The following is a 23870-nucleotide window of genomic DNA, read 5'->3' as shown; positions in this document are numbered from 1 at the left end:
GTAAATTCAGTCTTTGTCGATACGGCTGGCGTCGGCACCCTGCTGTCCGCGATACTTCGCATCTTCACGACGGTTATAAGGGCGCGCGGCTGGGCCAGAGAGCGGCTCAAAGCTCAGCGCGCCAATCAACATGCCAGGACGCAGCGCCAGCGGTAATTTACCGGAGTTGTAAAATTCGAGCACAATGCGACCCTGCCAGCCGGGATCGATACGGTGCGCGGTGACGTGTACCATCAAACCCAGGCGGGCCAGTGAAGATCGGCCATCCAGCCAGCCGACTAAATCGTCAGGCAGCGTCACCGATTCCAGCGTCACCGCCAGCGCTAGCTCGCCCGGATGCAAAAAGAAGGCTTCGCCTTCCGGCAGGACAATTTCATCGCTCATGACGCGATCCAGCGCGGCGCTGACTTCATGTTTCGGTCCGCTCAGGTCAATAAATGCCGCCGTGTGGCCACTGAAAGTACGGAACTGATTGCCCAGGCGCACATCGACCGTGGCCCCATTAATGCGTTCCATCGGCGGGCGCGGCGTAATCGCCAGCTTGCCGGTATCCAGCCAGGCTTCAATATCGCGGTCGCATAATCTCATTGACGTAACTCCATGAATTAAGTGTAGCGAACGGTCAGCATGACGTACCGTTCGCGTCACGTCCTGTCAGACGCAGATTATTCAAAAAACTGATTGATTTTGGCTTTGAGAATATCAATAGCGATGCGGTTTTTTCCACCACGCGGCACAATAATATCGGCATACTGCTTAGAGGGTTCGATGAATTGCAGGAACATCGGACGCACCGTTTTTTGATACTGACTCATGACCGAATCCATCGAACGACCACGCTCATTAACGTCACGCTTCATGCGCCGCATTAAACAAATATCGAGTGGTGTATCGACAAAAATGGAGAAGTTAAGTTCCTGGCGCAGGCGCGAGTCGGTCAGTAACAGAATACCTTCCAGAATAATAACTTTTTTCGGTTTGAGATGAATAGATTCCTGAGTGCGCGTGTGTTCAACATAGCTGTAAACCGGCAGATGAATATCCTGGCCGGCTTTAACCGCACGCAAATGTTGCAGTAACAAATCATGATCCATCGCGCTGGGATGGTCATAATTGGTTTTAACCCTCTCTTCCATGGTGAGGTGACTTTGATCTTTGTAATAAGCATCTTCAGGGATCACCCCGATATGCTCGTCACCAACCTGATCACGGATTTCACGATAGAGCGTACTGGCAATTAAACTTTTACCGGATGCGGACGCACCGGCAATGCCAACAATCACGCACTGATGAGACTTGTCAGTCATACTTTTAAAGACCTGATAACTGGAGCCAGCGACTGTACACGGATTACGCGCCCAGCCTGCGGGCCTAAATGGAGAGGGTGAGTTGGCGCTAAGTATAGGGATTTCGGCGTTTTGATGCCAGAGAAATGGCGCCAGCGGCTTTTCAGAATTTCCCCTTTGGAAGCTAATCATTTCATGGATAAACTAGCGGCCAGTTTCGATCTGCACAAAGCGGCCGTGGCAACACCCTTTTTGCCGCATGATGGCGGGAATCATCGTGTCCGCCAGTATTCACAAGGAGTCGTATGCTCTGGAAAACCTTGACCTACTTTGGCGACAGTATGCTGTTGATCCCGACGGCGGTGATCATCGCGCTGATTCTGCCGTGGAAAAGCGATAATCGCCGCACCGCGTTATATTGGATTGTGGCGTTTGGTTTGGCGGGTTTGTTTGTCAGTCTGTCTAAAATTCTGTTTCTCGGCTTTGGTATTGGTAGCGCCCGGTTTAACTTCACGGGCTTCAGTGGTCACAGCGCAATGTCTGCCACCTTATGGCCGGTAATGTTGTGGTTAATCTCTGGACGCTGGTCCGGTTTATGGCGCGGATTCGCCATTGGTATGGGCTATATGATTCCGCTGTTGGTGGGGTTTTCGCGCCTGGTTATTCATGCGCACTCAAAAAGCGAAGTGGCTACCGGCTTGCTGCTCGGCTTTACCTTAAGCACCGCTTTCCTGATTTCGCAGCGCCGGACAGCATTAAAAGGTTTTAGCTGGCCGCAGATTAGCGCTGCATTACTGGTGCCGGTGCTGCTGTTAAGCCATGGCCGTGTTGCCACCACTCAACAATTCCTTGAGCGCTTTTCCGCCGATCTGGCTGGCTTAGAAAAACCGTTTACCCGCGCCGATCTTTTCCGCCAGTAATCACTAAAATGGCCTTCCGTAGTTGAAAGGCCACGTCATCGCCGAATAACGCCTCTGACAACACAATCGCCACTGCAAAGCGGCGCACACTGCTGGGACTATACCTACCCTCTCGTCTCCCATAACTCACAGCGGATTTTGCGGATTGCTACCATGGAATCCCATTTTCCTGACGTTTTTTGCCTGGTATTGATGCTGGTGAGCGGCAAGGCGGTCTCGCCTTTTGTCTTTGGACAGGCTATTTTCAGCCTTATTAGCCTGTTACGACTTGCGACAGTGCGACTGACAGGTCCGGCCTGGGGCTTTTGCATACGTTAGCCAGCCTTAATGCGTGATGTCCGGGGCAGCGCAGTAAGCCGCTTGCCAGCCCTGTCAGGCTACGCTAAAGTCGCCCCCTTTTTTCCGGCTCGGGGGCAAAGATGTTTATAGGATTTGATTACGGCACGGCCAACTGTTCTATTGCGGTAAGCGAACAAGGTGCGCCGCGCCTGTTGACGCTGGAAAATGGTCAGCGCCTGCTGCCTTCAATGCTCTGTGCGCCCACGCGTGAATCCATCAGCGAATGGCTTTACCGCCATCATCAAGTCGCCACGCCCGACAGTGAAACTACCGCGTTATTACAGCGAGCACTGCGTTATAACCGTGAAGAAGATATTGAAGTCCTGCCTGGTAGCGTGCAGTTTGGTCTGACCGCACTGCAAAACTATATGGTCGATCCTGAAGACGTGTGGTTCGTTAAATCCCCTAAGTCATTTCTCGGTGCCAGCGGCCTGAAGCCACAACAGATTGCGTTATTTGAAGATCTGGTCTGCGCCATGATGCTGCATATTCGTCAGCAAGGTGAAAGTCAGCTCGGCCAGACGATTGATCAGGCGGTAATTGGCCGCCCGATTAACTTCCAGGGTTTAGGTAGCGAGGACGCTAACCAGCAGGCAGAAGGGATTCTGTTGCGTGCGGCTAAGCGTGCCGGTTTTCGTGATGTCGAATTTCAGTTTGAGCCGGTGGCCGCTGGCCTGGATTTTGAAGCAACGCTGGAAAAAGAGACGCGCGTGCTGGTTGTTGATATTGGCGGCGGCACAACTGACTGCTCAATGCTGCTAATGGGACCGCAATGGCGCAATCAGGCCGATCGTCGTGAAAGCCTGCTAGGTCACAGCGGTTGCCGTATTGGCGGTAACGATCTTGATATTATGCTGGCGTTCAAAACGTTGATGCCATTGCTTGGTCTTGGCGGTAATACCCAGAAAGGCATCGCCCTGCCCGCGCTCCCCTGGTGGAACGCTGTCGCAATCAATGACGTTCCGGCGCAAAGTGAATTTTACTCCGTGGCCTGCGGTAAATTGCTGCGTGATTTAGTTCGCGATGCAGAGAACAGCGACACCGTTGCCCGCCTGTTAAAGGTGTGGCAGCAGAAGCTGAGTTATCGTCTGGTACGTGCAGCGGAAGAGAGCAAAATTGCCCTATCGGATCGCGTTGAAACCGACACGCCACTCGACTTTATTGCCCCTTCTTTACAGGCAGCCATCAGCGTGGAGATGTTGCGCGAAGCCATCAATCAGCCGCTGGAAAAGATCCTTGAGCAGGTGCATCTGGCGCTGGCGACCAGCCATATTAAACCAGATGTCATTTATCTGACCGGAGGCAGCGCACGTTCGCCGCTGTTGCGTGCAGCGTTGCAGCAGGCATTACCGGATACGCCTATTGCGGGTGGCGATGATTTTGCCTCGGTAACGGCAGGATTAGCGCGCTGGGCGGAAGTGATGTTTGCTTAATGGCTGATGAGTTTGAATAAAGTGATACGGTCCTTAACGGACCGTTTTTTATGGCTGTAACGGCATAGAACGAATAGGGTTAGCCTGTTTGATCGCGAATAAACTGCTGGCGGATCGCTCTCGCTAACCCTGTGAACTTAATTAAAAGGCGATATTCGCGCTGATGCCGCCAATAAACGCATCTTTCACTTCACTCACCGCACCCGGCGCGGTGACATATTGCAGGTTCGGACGCAGCGACATCCATTTCGTCACTTTAGCGTTGTAATAGATTTCGTAATCGTATTCAGAACCATCCTGAATCGGCAAATACGTTGGGCTATTGTAGTCGGTTTCACCATTAGCCGCATTCTGCTGACGCAGCGAGCGGGTATAGGTGCTGTTTACGTGAATACGTGCGGCACCGATGCCAATCTCATCATCGGGACGCGCATCAAACGGTCCTTTCCAGGTAAACGCAATGGACTGATAGTTATCCGTTTTCGACGTTTTGTGGTCGTTCATTACCGCCTGAACGCGCACGCCTAAACCACGATGCACATCGCCATCCTGTGCTGTTAACTGTTGTTGCAACAACACGTAACCGCCGTAAGCGTGGTCCTGCTCCTGATACGCGCCGTTGCGCCAGCTGCCATAAACATCCCCGTTAGCAGAAGAGTAGTAACCGCCGATGCGATAGTTACCCGGCAGTTTTTGTGGACCAAACTGCGGCATCCAGCCCAGTTCAGCCGGAACCATGTTCCCTTCGGAATTGCTGGTATCAAGACGGAAGCCGTCACCGCGATTGTAGTTCGCCTGGTTTTGGTTATAGAAACCAACCTGGAAGAACACCTCAGGGGTAAAATTCAGCTTGATACGGCCACCCCATTGCGAAACTGGCCAGTTAAACCACCGATTTGCGAAACTGGCCAGTTAAACCACCGATCGCCACGCCAGTTACCGGCCTGACCGCTACCCAGCGCAAGGTTCTGGAAGAGGTTGCCGTCAAAATTATCAAAGTCTTCGCCAACGGTGACGCGGCCAGCTTTAATATCCACGACGTCATCAAACAAGCCCTTACGTAACCAGAACTGGGTCAGACGCCAGGTTTGTCCACGTCCATACACTTCCTGAACGGATGACAACATCCCGGTGCGTTTGTCAGCAACCTGATCCGACACGTTATGTCCGTCACGATTGGTAACGGTCATCTGGAATTCCGCATCCTGCCAGTTCAGCAGTTTTTCCAGATCGAAATTGGGGTAATGACTCCAACTTACTGATAGTGTTTTATGTTCAGATAATGTCCGATGACCTTGTCATGCAGCTCCACCGATTTTGAGAACGACAGTGACTTCCGTCCCAGCCTTGCCAGATGTTGTCTCAGATTCAGGTTATGTCGCTCAATGCGCTGAGTGTAACGCTTGCTGATAACGTGCAGCTTTCCCTTCAGGCGTGATTCATACAGCGGCCAGCCATCCGTCATCCATACCACGACCTCAAAGGCCGACAGCAGGCTCAGAAGACGCTCCAGTGTGGCCAGAGTGCGTTCACCGAAGACGTGTGCCACAACCGTCCTCCGTATCCTGTCATACGCGTAAAACAGCCAGCGCTGACGTGATTTAGCACCGACGTAGCCCCACTGTTCGTCCATTTCAGCGCAGACAATCACATCACTGCCCGGTTGTATGCGCGAGGTTACCGACTGCGGCCTGAGTTTTTTAAGTGACGTAAAACCGTGTTGAGGCCAATGCCCATAATGCGTGCACTGGCGCGACATCCGACGCCATTCATGGCCATATCAATGATTGTCTGGTGCGTACCGGGCTGAGAGGCGGTGTAAGTGAACTGTAGTTGCCATGTTTTACGGCAATGAGAGCAGAGATAGCGCTGATGTCCGGCAGTGCTTTTGCCGTTACGCACCACGCCTTCAGTAGCGGAGCAGGAAGGACATCTGATGGAAATGGAAGCCACGCAAGCACCTCAAAATCACCATCATACACTAAATCAGTAAGTTGGGAGCATTACCGAAATTGGTGGAAAATGTCCACTGGTCGCTGTAGCGCATGGTGGTATTAGTGTCAGCACCACCCCCTAAATTCGCGGCGCTTTCCATGGTGTAGTTAACATCAAATTTAATGCCGTCATCCTGTAGCTGCGTTCGGTAGCCGCCCCAGTCACCGAACATCCATTCAGAGTCAGGGCTAAGCGCGTCAGCCGCTAAAGCCGAGCCGCTTAACATGGCGAACATCAGGGTGCCGGTCGCTACGCGACGCAGCGGAAAACGTTGCACTGCTTTTTTGCTTTTCATGATGTTTATTCTTATGTGAGTTGCTGGATAGTAAGCGCAGAGAATAGGATCGGGAAAAGTTCAATTTTTATAAAAAAGTGCGCAAAAATCCCCTAAGAAACCGTTTCTTTACGCATTTGTGAATTGGATCGCTTATTGTTAATACTTTTGTGAGGTTGTATGTTTTTTTATTGTGCTTTTTTTATGAAAAGTATGAAAAGGAGCATCCCTGCCCCTGCTGAAAATTAACTGCTGGCGTTGGCCAGTTGTTCAATTTCTGCTTGCGTCAGCTTCAACTGTGTCGCGCCGACTAAATCATCGAGTTGCGTCAGCGAAGTCGCACTGACGATAGGTGCGGTAATACCCGGACGGGCGATTTGCCAGGCCAGCGCAACCTGCGTCGGTGAAACCTGATGCGCCTGACTGATCTCATCCAGCGACGCAAGGATTTTTAACCCGCGTGGATTGAGATATTTCTCTACCACACCTTGTCCACGTGCGCTTTTGCTGGCATCTGCGGCGCTACGGTATTTGCCGCTAAGGAAACCGCTGGCGAGCGAGTAATAGTTGATGACGCCTAAACCGTGTTCCGTTACCACCTTTTCCAGTTCGGCTTCGTAGCCTTCCCGATCGTAAAGGTTGTACTCCGGTTGCAGGGTTTCATAACGCGCCAATCCTTCTTTTTCACTTGTTTGCAAGGCTTCCTGCAAGCGGGCGGCACTGTAATTGGAAGCACCAATCGCGCGCACTTTGCCTTCTTTAATCAGCAAATCAAAAGCGTTTAACGTCTCCGCCAATGGCGTGCCTTCATCGTCACGGTGGGCTTGATAAATATCGATATAATCCGTTTGCAGACGACGCAAAGAGTCCTCAACAGCCTGACGAATATATTGCGGTTTTAGCCCGGTTTTTTCCGGTGACATTTCCATACCGACTTTAGTCGCCAGTACGATGCTGTCTCGTTTGCCGCTTTTTTTCAGCCAGTGACCAATAATCGTTTCCGATTCGCCTCCCTTATTGCCGGGCGCCCAACGTGAATAAACGTCAGCCGTATCGATAAACCACAATCCTTTATCCACCAGCGCATCCAACAGAGAAAACGAGGTGCTTTGGTCAATGGTCCAGCCAAATACGTTGCCGCCAAACGTTAGCAACGGTACTTCAATGCCACTGTCACCTAACTGCCGGGTTTCAATTTGACTCATGGGGTTCTCCTTTAAGCGAGTCGAGAGGAACGCTCACTCAGCATAGCAAAGGGATTTGGCGCGTTTATGCATAATCCGGGCGGAATATTGTCAGAATATGAATACTTACCCCGACCTGACAGTTATCCTTATTTCCTTCAATTTCTGTCCGACAGAGACAGCTACACTCTGTCGTTTGCAGGCCGACGACTTTCGGCTTGTTTATGGAACGACGACACTGCTGGAGAGCAATAAAAAAGATGAGCACCCGCAATCCTTTTACGAAAAAAAGCCTGATGGTTCTGGTGGTGCTTGCCGCTGCCGTAGGCGCTTATTACTGGTGGCAGCATCCGGCGCAGCCCAATACCGACACGCAAGCGGATACCCACCCGCAACGTGGAAAAGGCGATAACCGCGCCCGTCGTCCGCTGGCGCCAGTGCAGGCTGCCAGCGCCACCACGCAAAGCGTGCCGCAATATCTCAGCGGTTTAGGCACGGTTACCGCAGCCAATACGGTCACGGTGCGCAGCCGGGTAAATGGTGATTTGGTTGCAATTCATTTTGATGAAGGTCAGCAAGTCAAAGCCGGTCAGCTGCTGGCAGAAATCGATCCACGTCCCTATCAGGTGGCATTAACCCAGGCACAAGGCCAGCTGGCAAAAGACCAGGCAACCCTTGCTAATGCCCGACGCGATCTGGCGCGCTACGAAAAGCTGGCGAAAACTTCGCTGGTGTCACAACAGGAGCTCGATACCCAGCGCTCACTGGTCAGTGAGACACAGGGCACCATCAAGGCTGATGAGGGCAGCGTCGCCAGCGCCCAGCTCGATCTGACCTACAGCCGCATTACCTCCCCGATTGACGGACGAGTCGGCCTGAAACAGGTTGACGTGGGTAACTACCTTACCAGCGGCGATACCAGCGGGATTGTGGTCATCACCCAAACGCATCCTGTCGATGTTGTTTTCAGCGTGGCTGAAAACAACATCAGCCAGATTTTAAAAGCACAGAAAGGCAGCGAGCCTCTGTTGGTGGAAGCCTGGGATCGCAGTAATCAGAACCTTTTGACTACCGGTAAATTGCTTAGCCTCGACAATCAAATTGATGTCACTACCGGCACTATCAAAATCAAAGCACGCTTCGATAATCAGGACGATCTACTGTTCCCTAACCAGTTCGTCAATGCGCGATTAAAGGTCAATACCTTGCAGGATGCGATTGTGATCCCCACTGCTGCACTGCAAATGGGGAATGAAGGCCACTTCGTCTGGGTGATCAACAGCGAGAATAAAGTCAGCAAAAAAAGCGTCACCGCGGGGTTGCAGGATAGCCAAAAAGTGGTGATCAGCGCCGGGCTGGAATCCGGCGAGCGCGTTGTCACCGACGGATTAGATCGTCTGACTGAAGGCGCCACCGTAGAGGTCGTCGCGCCGCAAAGCACCGCTACACATAGCAGTCGCGCAACGTTGCCATCGAAGGGAGATCGCGAGTAATGCAGGTGTTGCCTCCTGATTCCAGCGGTGGACCGTCGCGCCAGTTTATTCTGCGTCCGGTCGCAACCACACTCTTAATGATTGCTATTTTACTGGCAGGCGTGCTCGGCTACCGCTTTTTGCCGGTCTCGGCACTGCCCGAAGTGGATTATCCAACCATTCAGGTCGTCACGCTTTATCCCGGCGCCAGCCCGGATGTGGTGACTTCTTCAATAACGGCTCCGCTGGAACGTCAGTTTGGTCAGATGTCCGGCCTGAAGCAGATGGCTTCGCAAAGCTCCGGCGGTGCGTCGGTGGTCACGCTACAGTTCCAGCTCACGCTACCGCTCGACGTTGCCGAACAGGAAGTGCAGGCGGCAATCAACTCCGCGACAAATCTGTTGCCCAGCGATCTGCCAAATCCGCCGGTTTACAGCAAGGTCAACCCCGCCGACCCGCCAATTATGACGCTTGCCGTTACCACCAGCAGCATGCCGCTGACCCAGGTTCAGGACATGGTGGAAACGCGCATCGCACAGAAAATTTCCCAGGTTTCTGGCGTGGGTCTGGTCACGCTTTCCGGCGGCCAGCGACCCGCAGTGCGGGTGAAAATGAATGCGCAGGCACTAGCGGCGTCAGGCTTAACCAGTGAAACCGTACGGACCGCAATCAGCAATGCTAACGTCAATTCGGCCAAAGGCAGCCTTGATGGCCCAACGCGTTCTGTCACGCTCTCTGCCAACGATCAGATGAAATCAGCAGAGGATTATCGTCAACTGATCGTTAGCTACAACAATGGCGCACCAGTGCGATTAGGTGATGTGGCCACCATCGAACAAGGTGCCGAAAACAGCTGGCTCGGCGCCTGGGCCAATCGCGATCCGGCCATTGTACTGAACGTGCAGCGTCAGCCAGGCGCAAATATTATCGCTACCGCTGACAATATTCGCGCCATGCTGCCTGCGTTGACGGCAACGTTGCCAAAGTCGGTGGATGTGAAGTTGCTTACCGATCGCACCACCAATATTCGCGCATCCGTCAGCGATACTCAGCATGAGTTAATGCTAGCAATGGCGCTGGTGGTGATGATCATCTATCTATTCCTGCGCAACGTTCCCGTCACTGTCATCCCAGCCGTCGCGGTGCCGCTATCGCTGATCGGCACTTTCGCCGCCATGTATTTCCTTGGCTTCTCGATCAACAACCTGACGCTGATGGCATTAACTATCGCCACCGGCTTTGTGGTAGACGATGCGATAGTGGTGATCGAAAACATCTCGCGCTATATCGAAAAAGGCGAAAAGCCGCTCACCGCCGCCCTTAAAGGGGCGGGTGAAATTGGTTTTACCATTATCTCCCTGACCTTCTCACTGATTGCAGTATTAATTCCACTGCTGTTTATGGGCGATGTGATTGGTCGTCTGTTCCGTGAATTCGCCGTCACGCTGGCGGTGGCGATTTTGATTTCGGGTATTGTATCGCTGACGCTGACGCCAATGATGTGCGCACGTATGCTGAGCGTCGAATCACTGCGCAAGCAGAATCGTTTCTCGCGCGCCAGTGAGGCGATGTTTGACCGCATCATTGCGGTTTACGGGCGCGGTTTAAGCCGGGTGCTGAATCATCCCTGGCTGACTTTGTCGGTGGCGCTTGGCACACTGGTTTTAACCGTTTTGCTGTGGATAGCGATCCCGAAAGGCTTCTTTCCGCAGCAGGACAACAGCATTATTCAGGGCACCTTGCAGGCCCCCCAGTCGGTCTCCTACGCCAGTATGGCGCAGCGTACCCGCGATGTCGCCTCAATCATTATGAAAGACCCCGCGGTACAAAGCCTGACCTCGTTTGTTGGCGTAGACGGCACGAACGCCGCATTAAATAGCGCGCGTTTGCAGATCAACCTGAAACCGCTGAGCGAGCGCGATGATCGTATTCCTGAAGTGGAGCAGCGTTTACAACAGCAGGTAAACCAGATCCCTGGCGTACAGCTATGGCTACAAGCCGTACAGGATTTGACGATTGAAACTCAGGCCAGCCGCACGCCGTATCAGTTCACGCTGCAATCAGGATCGCTGGAGTCATTAAGTACCTGGGTGCCAGCGCTGCTGAGTGAGCTAAGCAGGTTACCGCAGCTACGCGATGTCAGCAGCAACTGGCAGGATCAGGGACTGGAAGCTTACGTAAATGTTGACCGCGCCAGCGCCAGCCGCCTGGGCATTAACATGGCGGACATCGATAATGCCCTGTATAACGCCTTTGGTCAGCGGTTGATTTCGACTATTTACACCCAGGCTAATCAATATCGCGTGGTGCTGGAGCAGGACAATCGCACTACGCCAGGGCTGGAAAGTCTGGACGCGATCCGTCTGGCCAGCAGCGACGGCGGCAGCGTGCCGCTCAGCGCCATCGCCAAAATTGAACAGCGCTATACTCCCCTGAGTATTAACCATCTCGATCAGTTTCCATCCGCCACCTTCTCGTTTAACGTCGCCGACGGCTATTCACTTGAAGATGCGGTTAAGGCCGTAACGCAAGCCGAAGGCCAACTCGGTATGCCTTCAGACGTTATGACGCAATTTCAGGGCAGCACGCTGGCGTTTGAAGCCGCGCTGAGCAGCACCGTTTGGCTGATTGTGGCGGCAATTGTCGCGATGTACATCGTGTTGGGCGTGTTATATGAAAGCTTTATCCATCCGATTACTATTCTTTCGACGCTGCCAACCGCGGGGGTCGGTGCGCTGCTGGCGTTGATGTTAAGCGGCAACGAGCTGGATATTGTTGGCATCATCGGTATTATTTTGCTGATCGGCATCGTGAAGAAAAATGCCATCATGATGATCGACTTTGCGCTGGCTGCTGAACGCGAACAGGGCATGGCTCCGTATGACGCCATTTATCAGGCCTGCCTGCTGCGCTTCCGCCCGATTTTGATGACCACGCTGGCGGCGCTGTTGGGTGCGCTGCCGCTGATGCTCAGTACCGGCGTTGGCGCCGAGTTGCGTCACCCGCTGGGGCTTGCGATGGTTGGCGGTTTAATTCTCAGCCAGATCCTGACGCTGTTTACCACGCCGGTTATCTACCTGCTGTTTGATCGTCTGGCGCTCGCTACGCGCCATCGTCTGGGACGTTCGGAGGCGGCAGAGTGAAGTTCTTCGCGCTGTTTATCCACCGACCGGTCGCCACGACGCTGTTAACAATTGCGATTGCGCTGGCGGGCATACCTGGATTTCGTTTGTTACCCGTGGCTCCGCTGCCCCAGGTGGATTTTCCCGTTATCGTCATTTCCGCCTCGCTGCCGGGCGCTGCGCCTGAGACGATGGCCTCATCGGTGGCGACGCCGCTGGAGCGATCGCTGGGGCGCATTGCGGGCGTCAGTGAAATTTCCTCCACCAGTTCGCTGGGCAGCACGCGCATCATTCTGGTGTTTGACTTTGATCGCGACATTAACAGTGCCGCGCGCGATGTGCAGGCAGCGATTAACGCGGCACAAAGCCTGCTGCCAACCGGTATGTCCTCTCGACCAACCTATCGCAAAGCTAACCCATCTGATGCGCCAGTAATGATTTTGACGCTGACCTCGGACATCTACAATCCGGGTCAACTGTACGATTATGCCTCAACGCAACTGGCACAAAAGCTGTCACAAATTGAGGGCGTCGGGGATGTCACGGTAGGGGGCAGCTCATTACCAGCCGTGCGCGTGGCGCTGAATCCGCAGGCGCTGTTTAATCAGGGCGTTTCGCTGGATGCGGTGCGTGAAGCCATTTCCAACGCCAACCAGCGTCGCCCACAAGGAGCGCTGGAGGATCGCGAACAGCGCTGGCAGCTGCGTACCAATGATAAGTTGCAAAGCGCCAGCGAATACCAGCCGCTGATTGTGCATTACAATAATGGCGCGGCGGTAAAACTGTCAGATGTGGCAACGGTAAAGGATTCAGTGCAGGACGTTCGCAACGCCGGGATGTCACGCGGTAAACCTGCGGTGTTGCTGGTCGTGCGTAAAACGCCCGAAGCCAATGTTATTGATACCGTGGATCGCATCCGTGCCGAACTGCCAGAACTGCATGAAGTGATCCCGGCGGCGATTGACTTGCAGGTGGCGCAGGATCGCTCTCCGACAATACGCGCCTCGCTGCATGAAGTTGAGCAATCCCTGGTTATTGCAGTGGTGCTGGTGATTCTGGTGGTGTTTGCCTTCCTGCGTTCGGGACGCGCCACGCTGATCCCCGCCGTAGCGGTGCCGGTTTCACTCATTGGCACCTTTGCGGCAATGTATCTGTGCGGCTTTAGCCTGAATAATCTGTCACTGATGGCGCTGACTATCGCCACCGGATTTGTGGTGGATGATGCGATTGTGGTGCTGGAAAATATTGCCCGTCATGTCGAAGCCGGAATGAAGCCGTTGCCTGCGGCGCTGAAAGGGGTGCGTGAAGTCGGGTTTACCGTGCTGTCGATGAGTTTGTCATTGATCGCGGTGTTCCTACCGTTGCTGATGACGGGCGGCTTGATTGGCCGCTTTTTTACCGAGTTTGCTATCTCGCTCTCGGTAGCGATTATCATTTCGCTCTTTATCTCCGTCACGCTCACGCCGATGATGTGTGCTTATTTGCTTAAGCCGCACACGCCGCGCAGCCAGCCGCGTCGGCGTGGTTTTGGCCGTGTCTTGCTGTCGATGCAACAAGGCTATGGTCGTTCACTGCATTGGGTGCTTGATCATGCGCGTTGGGTACTGGTGCTGTTGTTGGGCACCGTGGCGCTGACCGTCTGGCTGTTTATCAGCATTCCTAAAACTTTTATGCCTGAACAGGATACGGGCCGCCTTTCTGGTTTTATCTCTGCCGATCAGAGCATTTCGTTTCAGGCGATGCGCGGCAAACTGCAGGATTTCATGCAAATCGTGGGGGCCGATCCGGCGGTAGATAGCGTGGTCGGGTTTACCGGTGGACAACGTACCAACAGCGGATCGATGTTCATTTCGCTAAAACCGCTGTCGGAGCGTAACGAAAGTGCGCAGGAAGTGATTGCGCGATTGCGCATAAAGCTGGCAAAAGAGCCGGGGGCAAATCTCTATCTGAACGCGGTTCAGGATATTCGCGTCGGCGGACGTGAATCCAACGCCAGCTATCAATATTCGCTGCTGTCGGACAATCTCAACGATTTAAGAACCTGGGAACCGAAGATCCGACAGGCATTTGCGGCCTTGCCGGAACTGGCAGATGTGAACTCCGATCAGCAGGATAAAGGCAGCGAGATGGCGCTGATCTATGACCGCGACAGTATGGCACGTCTGGGCATTGATGTTTCTGAAGCCAACGCCCTGTTAAATAATGCCTTTGGTCAGCGCCAGATTTCCACTATTTATCAGCCGCTCAATCAGTACAAAGTCGTGATGGAAGTCGACCCGCGCTATACCCAGGACATCAGCGCGCTGGATCAGATGTTTGTCGTTAACAACGAAGGCAAAGCCATTCCGCTGTCGTGGTTTGCCAAATGGCAACCCGCCAATGCCCCGCTGTCGGTAAACCATGATGGCTTATCTGCCGCGACGACAATTTCATTTAACCTGCCGGAAGGCGTGTCGCTGTCACAGGCGTCAGAAGCCATTGACCGCACCATGACGGCACTTGGCGTACCCGCCAGCGTACGTGGCAGCTTTGCCGGCACCGCGCAGGTGTTCCAGCAGTCGCAAAATAGTCAGGTGTGGCTGATGTTAGCGGCCATCGCGGCGGTGTATATCGTGCTGGGCATACTTTATGAAAGCTATGTGCATCCGCTAACGATTCTGTCAACGCTGCCTTCGGCGGGCGTGGGCGCGCTGCTGGCGCTGGTGTTGTTCGATACGCCGTTCAGCCTGATAGCCTTGATCGGTATTTTGTTGCTGATTGGTATCGTGAAAAAAAATGCCATTATGATGGTTGATTTTGCTTTGGATGCCGAGCGTAACGGCAACCTCTGCGCGCGCGACGCAGTTTTCCAGGCGTGTCTGCTGCGCTTCCGGCCGATTTTAATGACCACGCTGGCAGCGCTGTTCGGTGCGCTACCCTTGGTATTAAGCAGCGGCGACGGCGCGGAGCTGCGCCAACCGCTCGGCATCACTATTGCGGGCGGCCTGGTGATGAGTCAGTTACTCACGCTCTACACTACGCCAGTGGTGTATTTGATGATGGATAAACTGCGGCGTAAAAAGCCGTCTCATGCCGTTAACGCCACACAAAGTTAAGGGGACGAATTGATGGGTACTCAGAACGCGACGGTGCGCTGGCAATTATGGATTGTCGCTTTCGGATTTTTTATGCAGACGCTGGACACCACCATCGTCAATACGGCCATTCCGTCTATGGCGAACGACCTGGGTGTGAGTCCGCTGCATATGCACTCGGTTATTGTCTCTTACGTCTTAACCGTGGCGGTAACGTTGCCCGTCAGCGGCTGGCTGGCCGATCGCTTCGGTGTACGTAATATCTTCTTCAGCGCGATTGTGTTGTTCAGCCTCGGTTCGCTGCTGTGCGCTTTTGCCGGCACGCTCAATCACCTGGTTATGGCGCGTGTAGTGCAAGGCATTGGCGGGGCGATGATGGTGCCGGTGGGCCGTTTGACGGTGATGAAAATCGTGCCGCGCGAACAATACATGTCGGCAATGACCTTCGTTACGTTGCCTGGGCAAATTGGACCGCTGGTGGGCCCGGCGCTCGGCGGCGTGCTGGTACAATACGCCAGCTGGCACTGGATTTTCTTAATCAATATTCCGGTTGGCATTGCAGGTGCCATTGCCACCATCATGTTAATGCCAAACTATTCTATGCCCACCCGCCGCTTTGATTTTTCCGGTTTCCTGCTGCTGGCGGCGGGCATGGCGACCTTAACGCTGGCACTGGATGGGCAGCGCAGCAGCGGTGGTTCACCGCTATTGCTGGGCGCAATGATCCTGGTCGGCTTCTTTTCGCTGCTGCTCTATCTGATGCACGCGCGCGGCAACGAACGCGCCATTTTCAGTCTCAGGCTGTTTGCGAACCGCGTTTATTCCATTGGCCTACTTGGCAGTTTTACCGGTCGTATCGGCAGCGGTATGTTGCCGTTTATGACGCCCATTTTTTTACAGATCGGCATGGGTTACAGCCCGTTCCACGCAGGATTGATGATGATACCCATGGTACTCGGCAATATGGGAATGAAACGCATCGTGGTGCGCATCGTCAATCTGTTTGGCTATCGCAACGTGCTGGTTGGTTCAACCATTGCTTTGGCTTTTATCGTGCTGCTGTTCCCGCTGGCGGCGTTGTTGGGCTGGGTTTGGCTGCTGCCGCTGGTGTTGTTTCTGCAAGGCACAGTGAACGCAATTCGCTTCTCCTCCATGAATACCTTAACGCTAAAAGAGCTGCCGGATGAGCTCGCCTCCAGCGGCAACAGTTTGCTGTCGATGATTATGCAGTTGTCGATGAGTATCGGCGTTACCATTGCCGGTTTGCTACTGGGCGCGTTCGGTCAGGATGCCGTCCGCGACAGCGCAGCCAGACACCAAACCTTTGTTTACGCCTATTTGTGCATGGCGTTAATTATTATCCTGCCTGCCCTGGTATTCTGGCGCGTACCCAAAGAAATCAGTAAAAACGTCGATCTGCGACGCCGGAGAAGTCAATGAAACCGACTCTGCACCTCGGTATTGGTGCCAAACTTTTTATGGCCATATTCGCCACCAGCATGATGGTGTTGATCACCATGCACTGGGGCGTACGTCTCAGCTTTGAGCATGGCTTTGTGGATTACATTAAGCGCGGCAATGAACAGCGTTTAAATATGCTCAGTGATGCGCTAGCGGATCAGTTCGAGCAGCATGGCGACTGGGATTTCCTGCGTCATAACGATCGACTGGTATTTAATATTCTGCGTTCGCTGGAGCAGAATCCCGACAGCAGCAATCAGCTCCCCCCGCACGGCTGGCGCACCCAGTTCTGGATTATCGATCAGCAGTATAAAGTGCTGGTTGGCCCGCGTTCGCCAGTGCCGCTGGAGGGATCGCGCCGCAACATTACGTTAAGCAATGGCAAAATTGTCGGATGGGTCATCGGATCGCCGCCGGAGCGCCTGACGCGCAGTACTGACATCAATTTTGATCAGCAGCAACGCCGCACCAGCTGGTATATCGTCGGGTTATCGACCTTACTGGCGGCACTGATGACCTGGCTGATTGCCCGCGGCCTGCTGGCCCCAGTAAAACGGCTGGTGGATGGAACGCACCATCTGGCGGCCGGCCATTTTGCCAGTCGGGTTGAGGTCAGCAGCCACGATGAACTGGGTCAGCTGGCGCATGATTTCAACCGCCTTGCCAGTTCGCTGGAAAAAAATGAACGTATGCGGCGTGCCTTTATGGCCGATATATCGCATGAGCTGCGCACCCCACTGGCGATTTTACGGGGCGAGCTGGAAGCGATGCAGGATGGCGTGCGGAAACTGACCCCGGAAGCCATTGCCTCGCTGCAAAGCGAAGTGGTTGTGCTCACCAAGCTGGTGGACGATCTGCACCAGCTCTCCCTTTCTGATGAAGGCGCCCTTGCCTATCGCAAACAGGCCACCGATTTAGTGCAGCTCATGGAAGTCACAGCGGGGAGCTTTGCCGAACGCTATCGCTCGCATGGTTTAACGCTTAACTTATCCCTGCCGGAAGATGCCCCTTTCTTTGGCGATCCAGACAGGCTATTGCAGCTGTTCACTAATTTGCTGGAAAACAGTCTGCGCTACACCGATGCGGGCGGCGGTCTCCAGGTGCGCCTGTGGTATGAAGCGCCTTACTGGATGCTGACATTTGATGACAGTGCGCCCGGCGTAGATGGTGAATATCAGGCGCAAATATTTGAGCGTTTTTTCCGCACCGAAGGCTCACGTAACCGTGCCAGCGGCGGTTCTGGCCTGGGTTTAGCCATCTGTAAAAATATCGTCGATGCGCATGGCGGAGACATTTCTGCGACACACTCTGATTTAGGTGGCCTGAAAATCACGCTACAATTGCGCTATGTTCCTCATGCGTAGCTGATTATGAGCCAGGAAAAACAAGACCCGCTGATTCTTATTGTGGAAGATGAGCCGAAACTGGCTCAGCTGATGATTGATTATCTTCAGGCTTCTAACTATCGCACTCATCATATTGCCCATGGCAACGAGGTGCTGGACTACGTTCAGCATACACTGCCTGATCTGCTGTTGCTGGATCTGATGCTACCAGGCACCGATGGCTTAACATTGTGCCGTGAAATTCGTCGTTTCTCCGAGCTGCCGATCATTATGGTCACGGCGCGAACCGAAGAGATTGATCGCCTGCTGGGGCTGGAAATTGGTGCCGACGATTATATCTGCAAACCGTTTAGCCCACGAGAAGTGGTGGCGCGCGTCAAGACCATTCTGCGTCGGGTAAAACGTTCCCCAGAAGAAGTGCAAAAATCATCGCTGCTGAAAGTTGATGAAGGCCGTTTCCAGGCCAGCTGGCGCGAAGAACCGCTGGATTTAACCCCTGCCGAATTTCGCTTGCTGAAAACCTTGTCATTAGAACCCGGCAAGGTGTTTTCACGTGAGCAATTGCTGAACCATCTGTATGACGACTACCGCGTCGTTACCGATCGCACCATTGACAGCCATATTAAAAACCTGCGCCGCAAGCTGGAGAACCTTGATGCGGAACAGCCGTTTATCCGTGCCGTTTATGGCATGGGGTATCGCTGGGAAGCTGACAGCTGTCATTTGATCTAGATTGATTTAGATCAATTTACCCAACGCTATTCACAGCCTACAATTCCGCACCTTTTACGGGGCCGCTCAAAACGGCCTTGTACATGCCGCATCCGGCGGTGTGCTGACCTGACATCAGTGAGAAAATCTGTTGAAACCCGAACTCCTCTCTCCAGCCGGAACGCTGAAGAACATGCGTTATGCCTTTGCCTATGGTGCAGATGCCGTCTATGCCGGGCAGCCCCGCTACAGCCTGCGGGTGCGTAATAACGAATTCACCCATGAAAATTTGGCTAAAGGCATTAATGAAGCGCACGCGCTGGGTAAAAAATTCTATGTCGTGGTAAATATCGCGCCACATAACGCCAAGCTAAAAACTTTTATCCGCGACTTAACGCCCGTAGTGGAAATGCAGCCAGATGCGTTAATCATGTCCGATCCGGGTTTGATCATGCTGATACGCGACGCCTTCCCGCAGATGCCAGTTCACCTTTCCGTGCAGGCTAACGCAGTGAACTGGGCAACGGTGAAGTTCTGGCAGCAGATGGGCCTGACGCGGGTGATCCTGTCACGCGAGCTGTCGCTGGAAGAGATCGCCGAAATTCGTCACCAGGTGCCGGAAATGGAGCTGGAGATCTTTGTCCACGGGGCGCTGTGCATGGCCTATTCCGGCCGCTGCCTGCTTTCCGGTTATATGAATAAACGCGATCCCAATCAGGGAACCTGCACGAATGCCTGCCGCTGGGAATATAAAGTGGAAGAAGGCAAACAAGACGATGCGGGCAATATTGTCGAAATGCATCAGCCGATTGCGGTGCAGAACGTCACACCAACGCTGGGTGTCGGACAGCCTACTGATAAGGTGTTCCTGCTCGAAGAAAAAATGAAGCCGGGCGACGTGCCGAGTGCTTTTGAAGACGAACATGGCACCTACATCATGAACTCCAAAGATCTGCGCGCCGTGGCACATGTTGAACGTCTGAGCCAGATGGGCGTGCATTCGCTGAAAATAGAAGGCCGTACTAAATCATTTTACTACTGCGCGCGTACCGCCCAGATTTATCGTTGGGCCATTGACGATGCGGCGGCGGGTAAGCCGTTCAATCCACAGTTACTGCTGGCGCTGGAAGGCCTGGCGCATCGCGGCTATACCGAAGGTTTTCTGCGTCGCCATACCCATGACAGCTACCAGAACTACCAGCAGGGTTATTCGGTTTCGGAACGTCAGCAGTTTGTCGGCGAGTTCAGCGGCAAACGCCGGGGCGACTGGGCAGAAGTGGCGGTAAAAAATAAATTTATGCTGCATGACAACCTGGAGATCATGACGCCATCCGGCAATCTGATTTTTACTCTGGATGCGCTGCAAAATGCGCGCGGCGAAGCCATTGACGTTGCGCCGGGTGATGGGCATCGCGTCTGGTTACAGGTGCCACAAAACGTTGATCTACCGTTTAGCCTGCTGCTACGCAATTTTACTGATGGGCTGAGTACCCGCGATCCGCACGGTAAATTATTTACCGGGGAAAAAGTTTCGGCGAAGTTAGAGTAGGATCACAGACCCCCGCTGCGCTCTGTTTTATAGTCGCGCCTGCTGCTAACGAGTAACAAAAAAAAGCAGGTAACACCAGGAACCACCTCCTTCACCCGCCCGGCTCCCCCGTGCGGGTTTTCTTTTTTCTCCCTTTCGCCAATAATTTTTTAGCCTCAGCTGTGTTATAACCTGAAGCGTTCAAATCGCTATAAGGCGGTGAGCCAACCAAAGCTAATGAACACAGTAAACGACTGTTTTGGGCAGACAGATGCCGCTAACCAGAGGCAGCCCGAACACTAAAGGATATACCCCCTTTTTTCTGAACTGGCCTTCAAGGAACGTATCATGGATAAAAATTCGCTAACGTTATTGATCCTCAACGGCAAAGGTGCAGGCAATGAAGACCTGCGCGTGGCGATCAATAAGCTGCGTGATGAAGGCTTTAATATTGCGGTGCGCGTTACCTGGGAAAAAGGCGACGGACAGCGTTATTTAGATGAAGCGATGACGCTGCAAGCCGAAACCGTGGTGGCTGGCGGTGGCGATGGCACTATCAATGAAATTGCCACTGCGCTGGCGGTCCTTGAGGTGGCAAGCCGCCCCGTGTTAGGGATTTTGCCGCTCGGGACGGCGAACGACTTTGCCACCAGCGCTGGCATTCCAACAGAGATGGAAGCGGCGCTACGGCTGGCGATTCAGGGTAAAGCCTGCGAGATCGATCTGGCGCGAGTCAATCAGCAGCGCTATTTCATCAATATGGCAACCGGTGGTTTTGGCACACGGATTACGACCGAAACGCCGGAGAAGCTAAAGTCCGCGCTTGGTGGCGTCTCTTATTTCATTCATGGTTTGGTGCGCATGGATACGCTTAAGCCGGACAGCTGCGACATCAGCGGACCGGATTTTCACTGGCAAGGCGATGCCCTGGTGATTGGTATCGGTAACGGTCGCCAGGCGGGCGGCGGCCAGCGTTTGTGTCCTGCTGCGCTGATTGATGACGGGCAACTGGACATCAGCATCGTCACCGCACAGGAACTGCTGCCGACACTGATGCATTCTCTGACCGGCGACGATGAAAATCCAGGCATTGTAAGAAAGCAGCTGCAATCACTGCATATTCGTTCGCTGCATGAAATGACTTTCAACCTGGACGGTGAACCGCTGTCGGGGCGTGAGTTTCATATTGACGTTCTGCCCGGCGCATTGCGTTGTCGCTTACCGCCGCAGTGTCCGCTGTTGGCCTGACCGCGTTTTAAAGGGCGGTATTGACGCCGCCCTGAGCTTCCTCAACCCCTTCCCTCTTTCCCGCTGGCTGACAGTGTGAGTCTGTTCACAACTCTGCTACATCAACTTGTATGGTAGTATTAATGGGCGTACTTTTTCTTCATTGAACGCTGAATGAAGGCAAAAAGATGAAAATTGTTAACGCGGAAGTGTTTGTAACCTGTGCAGGCAGAAACTTCGTTACCCTGAAAATCACCACCGATGAAGGACTGACCGGCGTGGGTGATGCCACCCTCAATGGCCGCGAATTACCTGTCGCCTCCTATCTGAAAGATCACGTTTGCCCGCAGTTAATAGGTCGCGATGCGCATCAGATTGAAGACATCTGGCAATACTTCTACAAAGGGGCGTACTGGCGTCGTGGCCCGGTCACTATGTCAGCGATCTCAGCCGTGGACATGGCGTTATGGGACATCAAAGGAAAAGCCGCCAATATGCCGCTTTATCAGCTACTTGGCGGTGCATCGCGCACTGGCGTGATGGTTTACTGCCACACTACCGGTCACTCCATTGACGAAGTTATTGACGACTACGCCCGGCATAAAGCGCTGGGCTTTAAAGCGATTCGCGCGCAATGCGGCGTTCCGGGCATGAAAACCACTTATGGCATGGCAAAAGGCAAAGGTCTGGCTTACGAACCGGCAACCAAAGGCAGCTGGCCGGAAGAGCAATTATGGTCAACCGAAAAATATCTCGATTTCACGCCAAAACTGTTTGCCAGCATCCGCGATAAATTCGGATTTGATGAGCATTTACTGCACGACATGCATCATCGCCTGACGCCGATCGAAGCCGCACGCTTCGGCAAAAGCGTAGAGGATTATCGCCTGTTCTGGATGGAAGATCCGACCCCGGCGGAGAACCAGGCCTGTTTTCGCCTGATTCGGCAGCACACCGTGACGCCAATTGCGGTAGGCGAGGTATTTAACAGCATCTGGGATTGCAAACAGTTGATTGAAGAGCAGCTGATCGACTACATCCGCACCACTATTACCCATGCGGGAGGCATTACCGGTATGCGGCGTATTGCCGATTTTGCCTCGCTGTACCAGGTGCGTACCGGCTCGCATGGCCCTTCCGACTTGTCGCCGGTGTGCATGGCGGCCGCACTGCACTTTGATCTTTGGGTGCCGAACTTTGGCGTCCAGGAATATATGGGCTTCTCCGAACATATGATGGAGCTGTTTGACGCGAACTGGACATTTGACGATGGCTACATGCATCCGGGTGATAAGCCGGGTTTAGGCATTGAATTTAACGAGAAGCTGGCAGCGAAATATCCCTATGAACCCGCCTGTTTGCCGGTAGCCTGCCTTGAAGACGGCACGTTGTGGAACTGGTAAGGAGATCGTCATGAAGAGTGCTGTTATTGAGCGACCTGGCGAGCTGGTGCTGGCCGACCGACCGTTGCCTGAACCGGCTACTGGTGAAGTACGGGTGAAAGTACAGTTTGCCAGCATCTGCGGCTCTGACGTTCACATCTGGCATGGTCATAATCCGTTTGCCAAATATCCACGGGTAATTGGGCATGAATTTTTTGGCGTTATTGATGCGCTGGGCGACGGCGTGGCGAGTACACGTCTCGGCGAGCGCGTAGCGGTCGATCCGGTGGTGAGCTGCGGCCACTGTTATCCGTGCTCTGTTGGTCGCCCTAACGTCTGTAAAGAATTGCAGGTAACGGGTGTGCATCGCGACGGTGGTTTCAGCGAATATGCCGTCGTGCCAGCAGCTAATGCTTATCGTCTGCCGGACACGATCCCTGACAGACTCGCCAGTCTGATCGAACCGTTTACCATTGCCGCTAACATCACTGCCTTTCTGAAACCGCAACAGCAGGAGATGGCGCTGATATACGGCGCGGGTCCAATGGGCTTAACCGCCATTCAGGTATTGAAAAACGTATACCATGTTGAGCAGGTTTTAGTGGTGGATCGCCTGCCGCAGCGCCTTGAGCTGGCCTTACAGAACGGTGCCGATCGCGTGTTTAACAATGCCGAGGTCCCGCTGGCCGCGCAGCTGGAAGGCGTGCAGCCGACACTGATTATTGATGCAGCCTGCCATCCGACCATTCTGGCTGAAGCCGTTGCCCTCGCTTCGCCCGCAGCACGTATCGGTTTGCTTGGCTTCTCTGGCGAACCCTGCAGCCTTACCCAGCAAAGTTTAACCAGCAAGGAGCTGTCGCTGTTTACTTCGCGCCTGAACAGCCATCGCTTTCCGCAGGTGATTGAATGGATGGAAAAAGGATTGATCCAGCCGGAGAAGCTGGTCACGCACTATTTTCCTTTGCATGACATCGAACGCGCCATGACGCTGTTCGAAAAAGATCCTCGTACCTGCTGCAAGGTGATCCTGCAAATGCATTAACCTAATCCGCACCCCAGCTGTCTTCTGCCGGTGCGTACCCGCCGGCCTATTACAAATAGAAAACAGATCACGGA

Annotated in this window: 16 protein-coding genes and 2 pseudogenes; 12 read left to right on the top strand and 6 right to left on the bottom strand. The window is 53.6% G+C overall.

Translation table 11 applies throughout. From position 1 onward, the window contains the following. Positions 1-6 precede the first annotated feature (6 nt). Positions 7-588: a dCTP deaminase gene (gene dcd / locus H2P46_RS09745; RefSeq protein WP_193404891.1), complete on the bottom strand. Its 582-nt coding sequence runs from the start codon at positions 586-588 to the stop codon at positions 7-9. 77 nt (positions 589-665) lie between these two features. Next, positions 666-1307 (bottom strand): uridine kinase, encoded by a 642-nt coding sequence (udk, locus tag H2P46_RS09740; RefSeq protein WP_193404890.1) that lies wholly within the window; start codon positions 1305-1307, stop codon positions 666-668. Between the two features lie 284 nt (positions 1308-1591). Here udk and H2P46_RS09735 point away from each other — a divergent pair, with 284 nt between their 5' ends. Beyond that, positions 1592-2206, top strand: coding sequence for a phosphatase PAP2 family protein (locus H2P46_RS09735; protein ID WP_193404889.1), 615 nt, complete (start codon positions 1592-1594; stop codon positions 2204-2206). A 419-nt stretch (positions 2207-2625) separates the two neighbouring features. Then, positions 2626-3978: a molecular chaperone gene (yegD, locus tag H2P46_RS09730; RefSeq protein ID WP_193404888.1), complete on the top strand. Its 1353-nt coding sequence runs from the start codon at positions 2626-2628 to the stop codon at positions 3976-3978. A gap of 141 nt (positions 3979-4119) precedes the next feature. On the opposite strand, the pseudogene H2P46_RS09725 reads toward yegD, so the two are convergent. From H2P46_RS09725 to H2P46_RS09710, 4 genes and pseudogenes are all read right to left on the bottom strand, one after another. Continuing rightward, positions 4120-5222 (bottom strand): annotated as a pseudogene (locus H2P46_RS09725) (carbohydrate porin); the annotation flags it as partial. Positions 5223-5233: 11 nt separating this feature from the next. Continuing rightward, positions 5234-5931 (bottom strand): IS1 family transposase gene (locus H2P46_RS09720; RefSeq protein WP_239952247.1). Its coding sequence is split into 2 segments (ribosomal slippage): positions 5234-5682 and positions 5682-5931, totalling 699 coding nucleotides; the frame shifts between segments, so codons are not numbered across the junction. A gap of 55 nt (positions 5932-5986) precedes the next feature. Further along, positions 5987-6268 (bottom strand): annotated as a pseudogene (locus H2P46_RS09715) (porin); the annotation flags it as partial. 224 nt (positions 6269-6492) lie between these two features. Then, positions 6493-7452 (bottom strand): aldo/keto reductase, encoded by a 960-nt coding sequence (locus tag H2P46_RS09710; protein ID WP_193404887.1) that lies wholly within the window; start codon positions 7450-7452, stop codon positions 6493-6495. Positions 7453-7691: 239 nt separating this feature from the next. Here H2P46_RS09710 and H2P46_RS09705 point away from each other — a divergent pair, with 239 nt between their 5' ends. From H2P46_RS09705 to H2P46_RS09660, 10 genes are all read left to right on the top strand, one after another. Next, complete coding sequence (locus H2P46_RS09705; RefSeq protein WP_193404886.1) at positions 7692-8924, top strand: MdtA/MuxA family multidrug efflux RND transporter periplasmic adaptor subunit; 1233 nt, start codon at positions 7692-7694, stop codon at positions 8922-8924. Next, entirely contained in the window at positions 8924-12046 is a 3123-nt protein-coding gene (locus H2P46_RS09700; RefSeq protein WP_193404885.1) for an MdtB/MuxB family multidrug efflux RND transporter permease subunit, read from the top strand. The genes H2P46_RS09705 and H2P46_RS09700 overlap by 1 nt, the downstream gene beginning before the upstream one ends. Further along, a complete protein-coding gene (mdtC, locus tag H2P46_RS09695) occupies positions 12043-15120 on the top strand; it encodes a multidrug efflux RND transporter permease subunit MdtC (RefSeq protein ID WP_193404884.1) in 3078 nt (1025 codons plus the stop codon). Before H2P46_RS09700 ends, mdtC begins: the two co-directional genes overlap by 4 nt. Before the next feature lie 12 nt (positions 15121-15132). Then, on the top strand, positions 15133-16539 hold the full coding sequence (mdtD, locus tag H2P46_RS09690) for an MFS transporter (RefSeq protein WP_193404883.1): 1407 nt from the start codon (positions 15133-15135) through the stop codon (positions 16537-16539). Then, the gene (gene baeS / locus H2P46_RS09685; RefSeq protein WP_193404882.1) at positions 16536-17924 is read left to right on the top strand and encodes an envelope stress sensor histidine kinase BaeS; all 1389 of its coding nucleotides are present in this window, start codon (positions 16536-16538) and stop codon (positions 17922-17924) included. The genes mdtD and baeS overlap by 4 nt, the downstream gene beginning before the upstream one ends. Positions 17925-17930: 6 nt before the next feature. Next, a complete protein-coding gene (gene baeR, locus H2P46_RS09680) occupies positions 17931-18638 on the top strand; it encodes an envelope stress response regulator BaeR (protein ID WP_193404881.1) in 708 nt (235 codons plus the stop codon). Between the two features lie 127 nt (positions 18639-18765). Next, a complete protein-coding gene (trhP, locus tag H2P46_RS09675; RefSeq protein WP_193405009.1) occupies positions 18766-20166 on the top strand; it encodes a prephenate-dependent tRNA uridine(34) hydroxylase TrhP in 1401 nt (466 codons plus the stop codon). A gap of 327 nt (positions 20167-20493) precedes the next feature. Beyond that, on the top strand, positions 20494-21393 hold the full coding sequence (yegS, locus tag H2P46_RS09670) for a lipid kinase YegS (RefSeq protein ID WP_193404880.1): 900 nt from the start codon (positions 20494-20496) through the stop codon (positions 21391-21393). A gap of 167 nt (positions 21394-21560) precedes the next feature. Then, a complete protein-coding gene (manD, locus tag H2P46_RS09665; protein ID WP_193404879.1) occupies positions 21561-22775 on the top strand; it encodes a D-mannonate dehydratase ManD in 1215 nt (404 codons plus the stop codon). Between the two features lie 10 nt (positions 22776-22785). Then, the gene (locus H2P46_RS09660) at positions 22786-23796 is read left to right on the top strand and encodes a Zn-dependent oxidoreductase (RefSeq protein ID WP_193404878.1); all 1011 of its coding nucleotides are present in this window, start codon (positions 22786-22788) and stop codon (positions 23794-23796) included. Positions 23797-23870: the final 74 nt, after the last annotated feature.

It is taken from the genome of Mixta mediterraneensis (genome assembly GCF_014946725.1).
Taxonomy (GTDB): Bacteria; Pseudomonadota; Gammaproteobacteria; order Enterobacterales; family Enterobacteriaceae; genus Pantoea; species Pantoea mediterraneensis.
Note: the sequence above shows the minus strand (reverse complement) of the source record. Positions and strands in the feature narration are given on the sequence as shown.

Coding starts and splice junctions, on each gene's coding strand:
- baeS (WP_193404882.1), top strand. CDS start 16,536: ATGAAACCGACTCTGCACCTCGGTATTGGTGCCAAACTTTTTATGGCC.
- yegS (WP_193404880.1), top strand. CDS start 20,494: ATGGATAAAAATTCGCTAACGTTATTGATCCTCAACGGCAAAGGTGCA.
- H2P46_RS09710 (WP_193404887.1), bottom strand. CDS start 7,452: ATGAGTCAAATTGAAACCCGGCAGTTAGGTGACAGTGGCATTGAAGTA.
- H2P46_RS09735 (WP_193404889.1), top strand. CDS start 1,592: ATGCTCTGGAAAACCTTGACCTACTTTGGCGACAGTATGCTGTTGATC.
- H2P46_RS09705 (WP_193404886.1), top strand. CDS start 7,692: ATGAGCACCCGCAATCCTTTTACGAAAAAAAGCCTGATGGTTCTGGTG.
- H2P46_RS09700 (WP_193404885.1), top strand. CDS start 8,924: ATGCAGGTGTTGCCTCCTGATTCCAGCGGTGGACCGTCGCGCCAGTTT.
- baeR (WP_193404881.1), top strand. CDS start 17,931: ATGAGCCAGGAAAAACAAGACCCGCTGATTCTTATTGTGGAAGATGAG.
- mdtD (WP_193404883.1), top strand. CDS start 15,133: ATGGGTACTCAGAACGCGACGGTGCGCTGGCAATTATGGATTGTCGCT.
- dcd (WP_193404891.1), bottom strand. CDS start 588: ATGAGATTATGCGACCGCGATATTGAAGCCTGGCTGGATACCGGCAAG.
- manD (WP_193404879.1), top strand. CDS start 21,561: ATGAAAATTGTTAACGCGGAAGTGTTTGTAACCTGTGCAGGCAGAAAC.
- yegD (WP_193404888.1), top strand. CDS start 2,626: ATGTTTATAGGATTTGATTACGGCACGGCCAACTGTTCTATTGCGGTA.
- H2P46_RS09660 (WP_193404878.1), top strand. CDS start 22,786: ATGAAGAGTGCTGTTATTGAGCGACCTGGCGAGCTGGTGCTGGCCGAC.
- udk (WP_193404890.1), bottom strand. CDS start 1,307: ATGACTGACAAGTCTCATCAGTGCGTGATTGTTGGCATTGCCGGTGCG.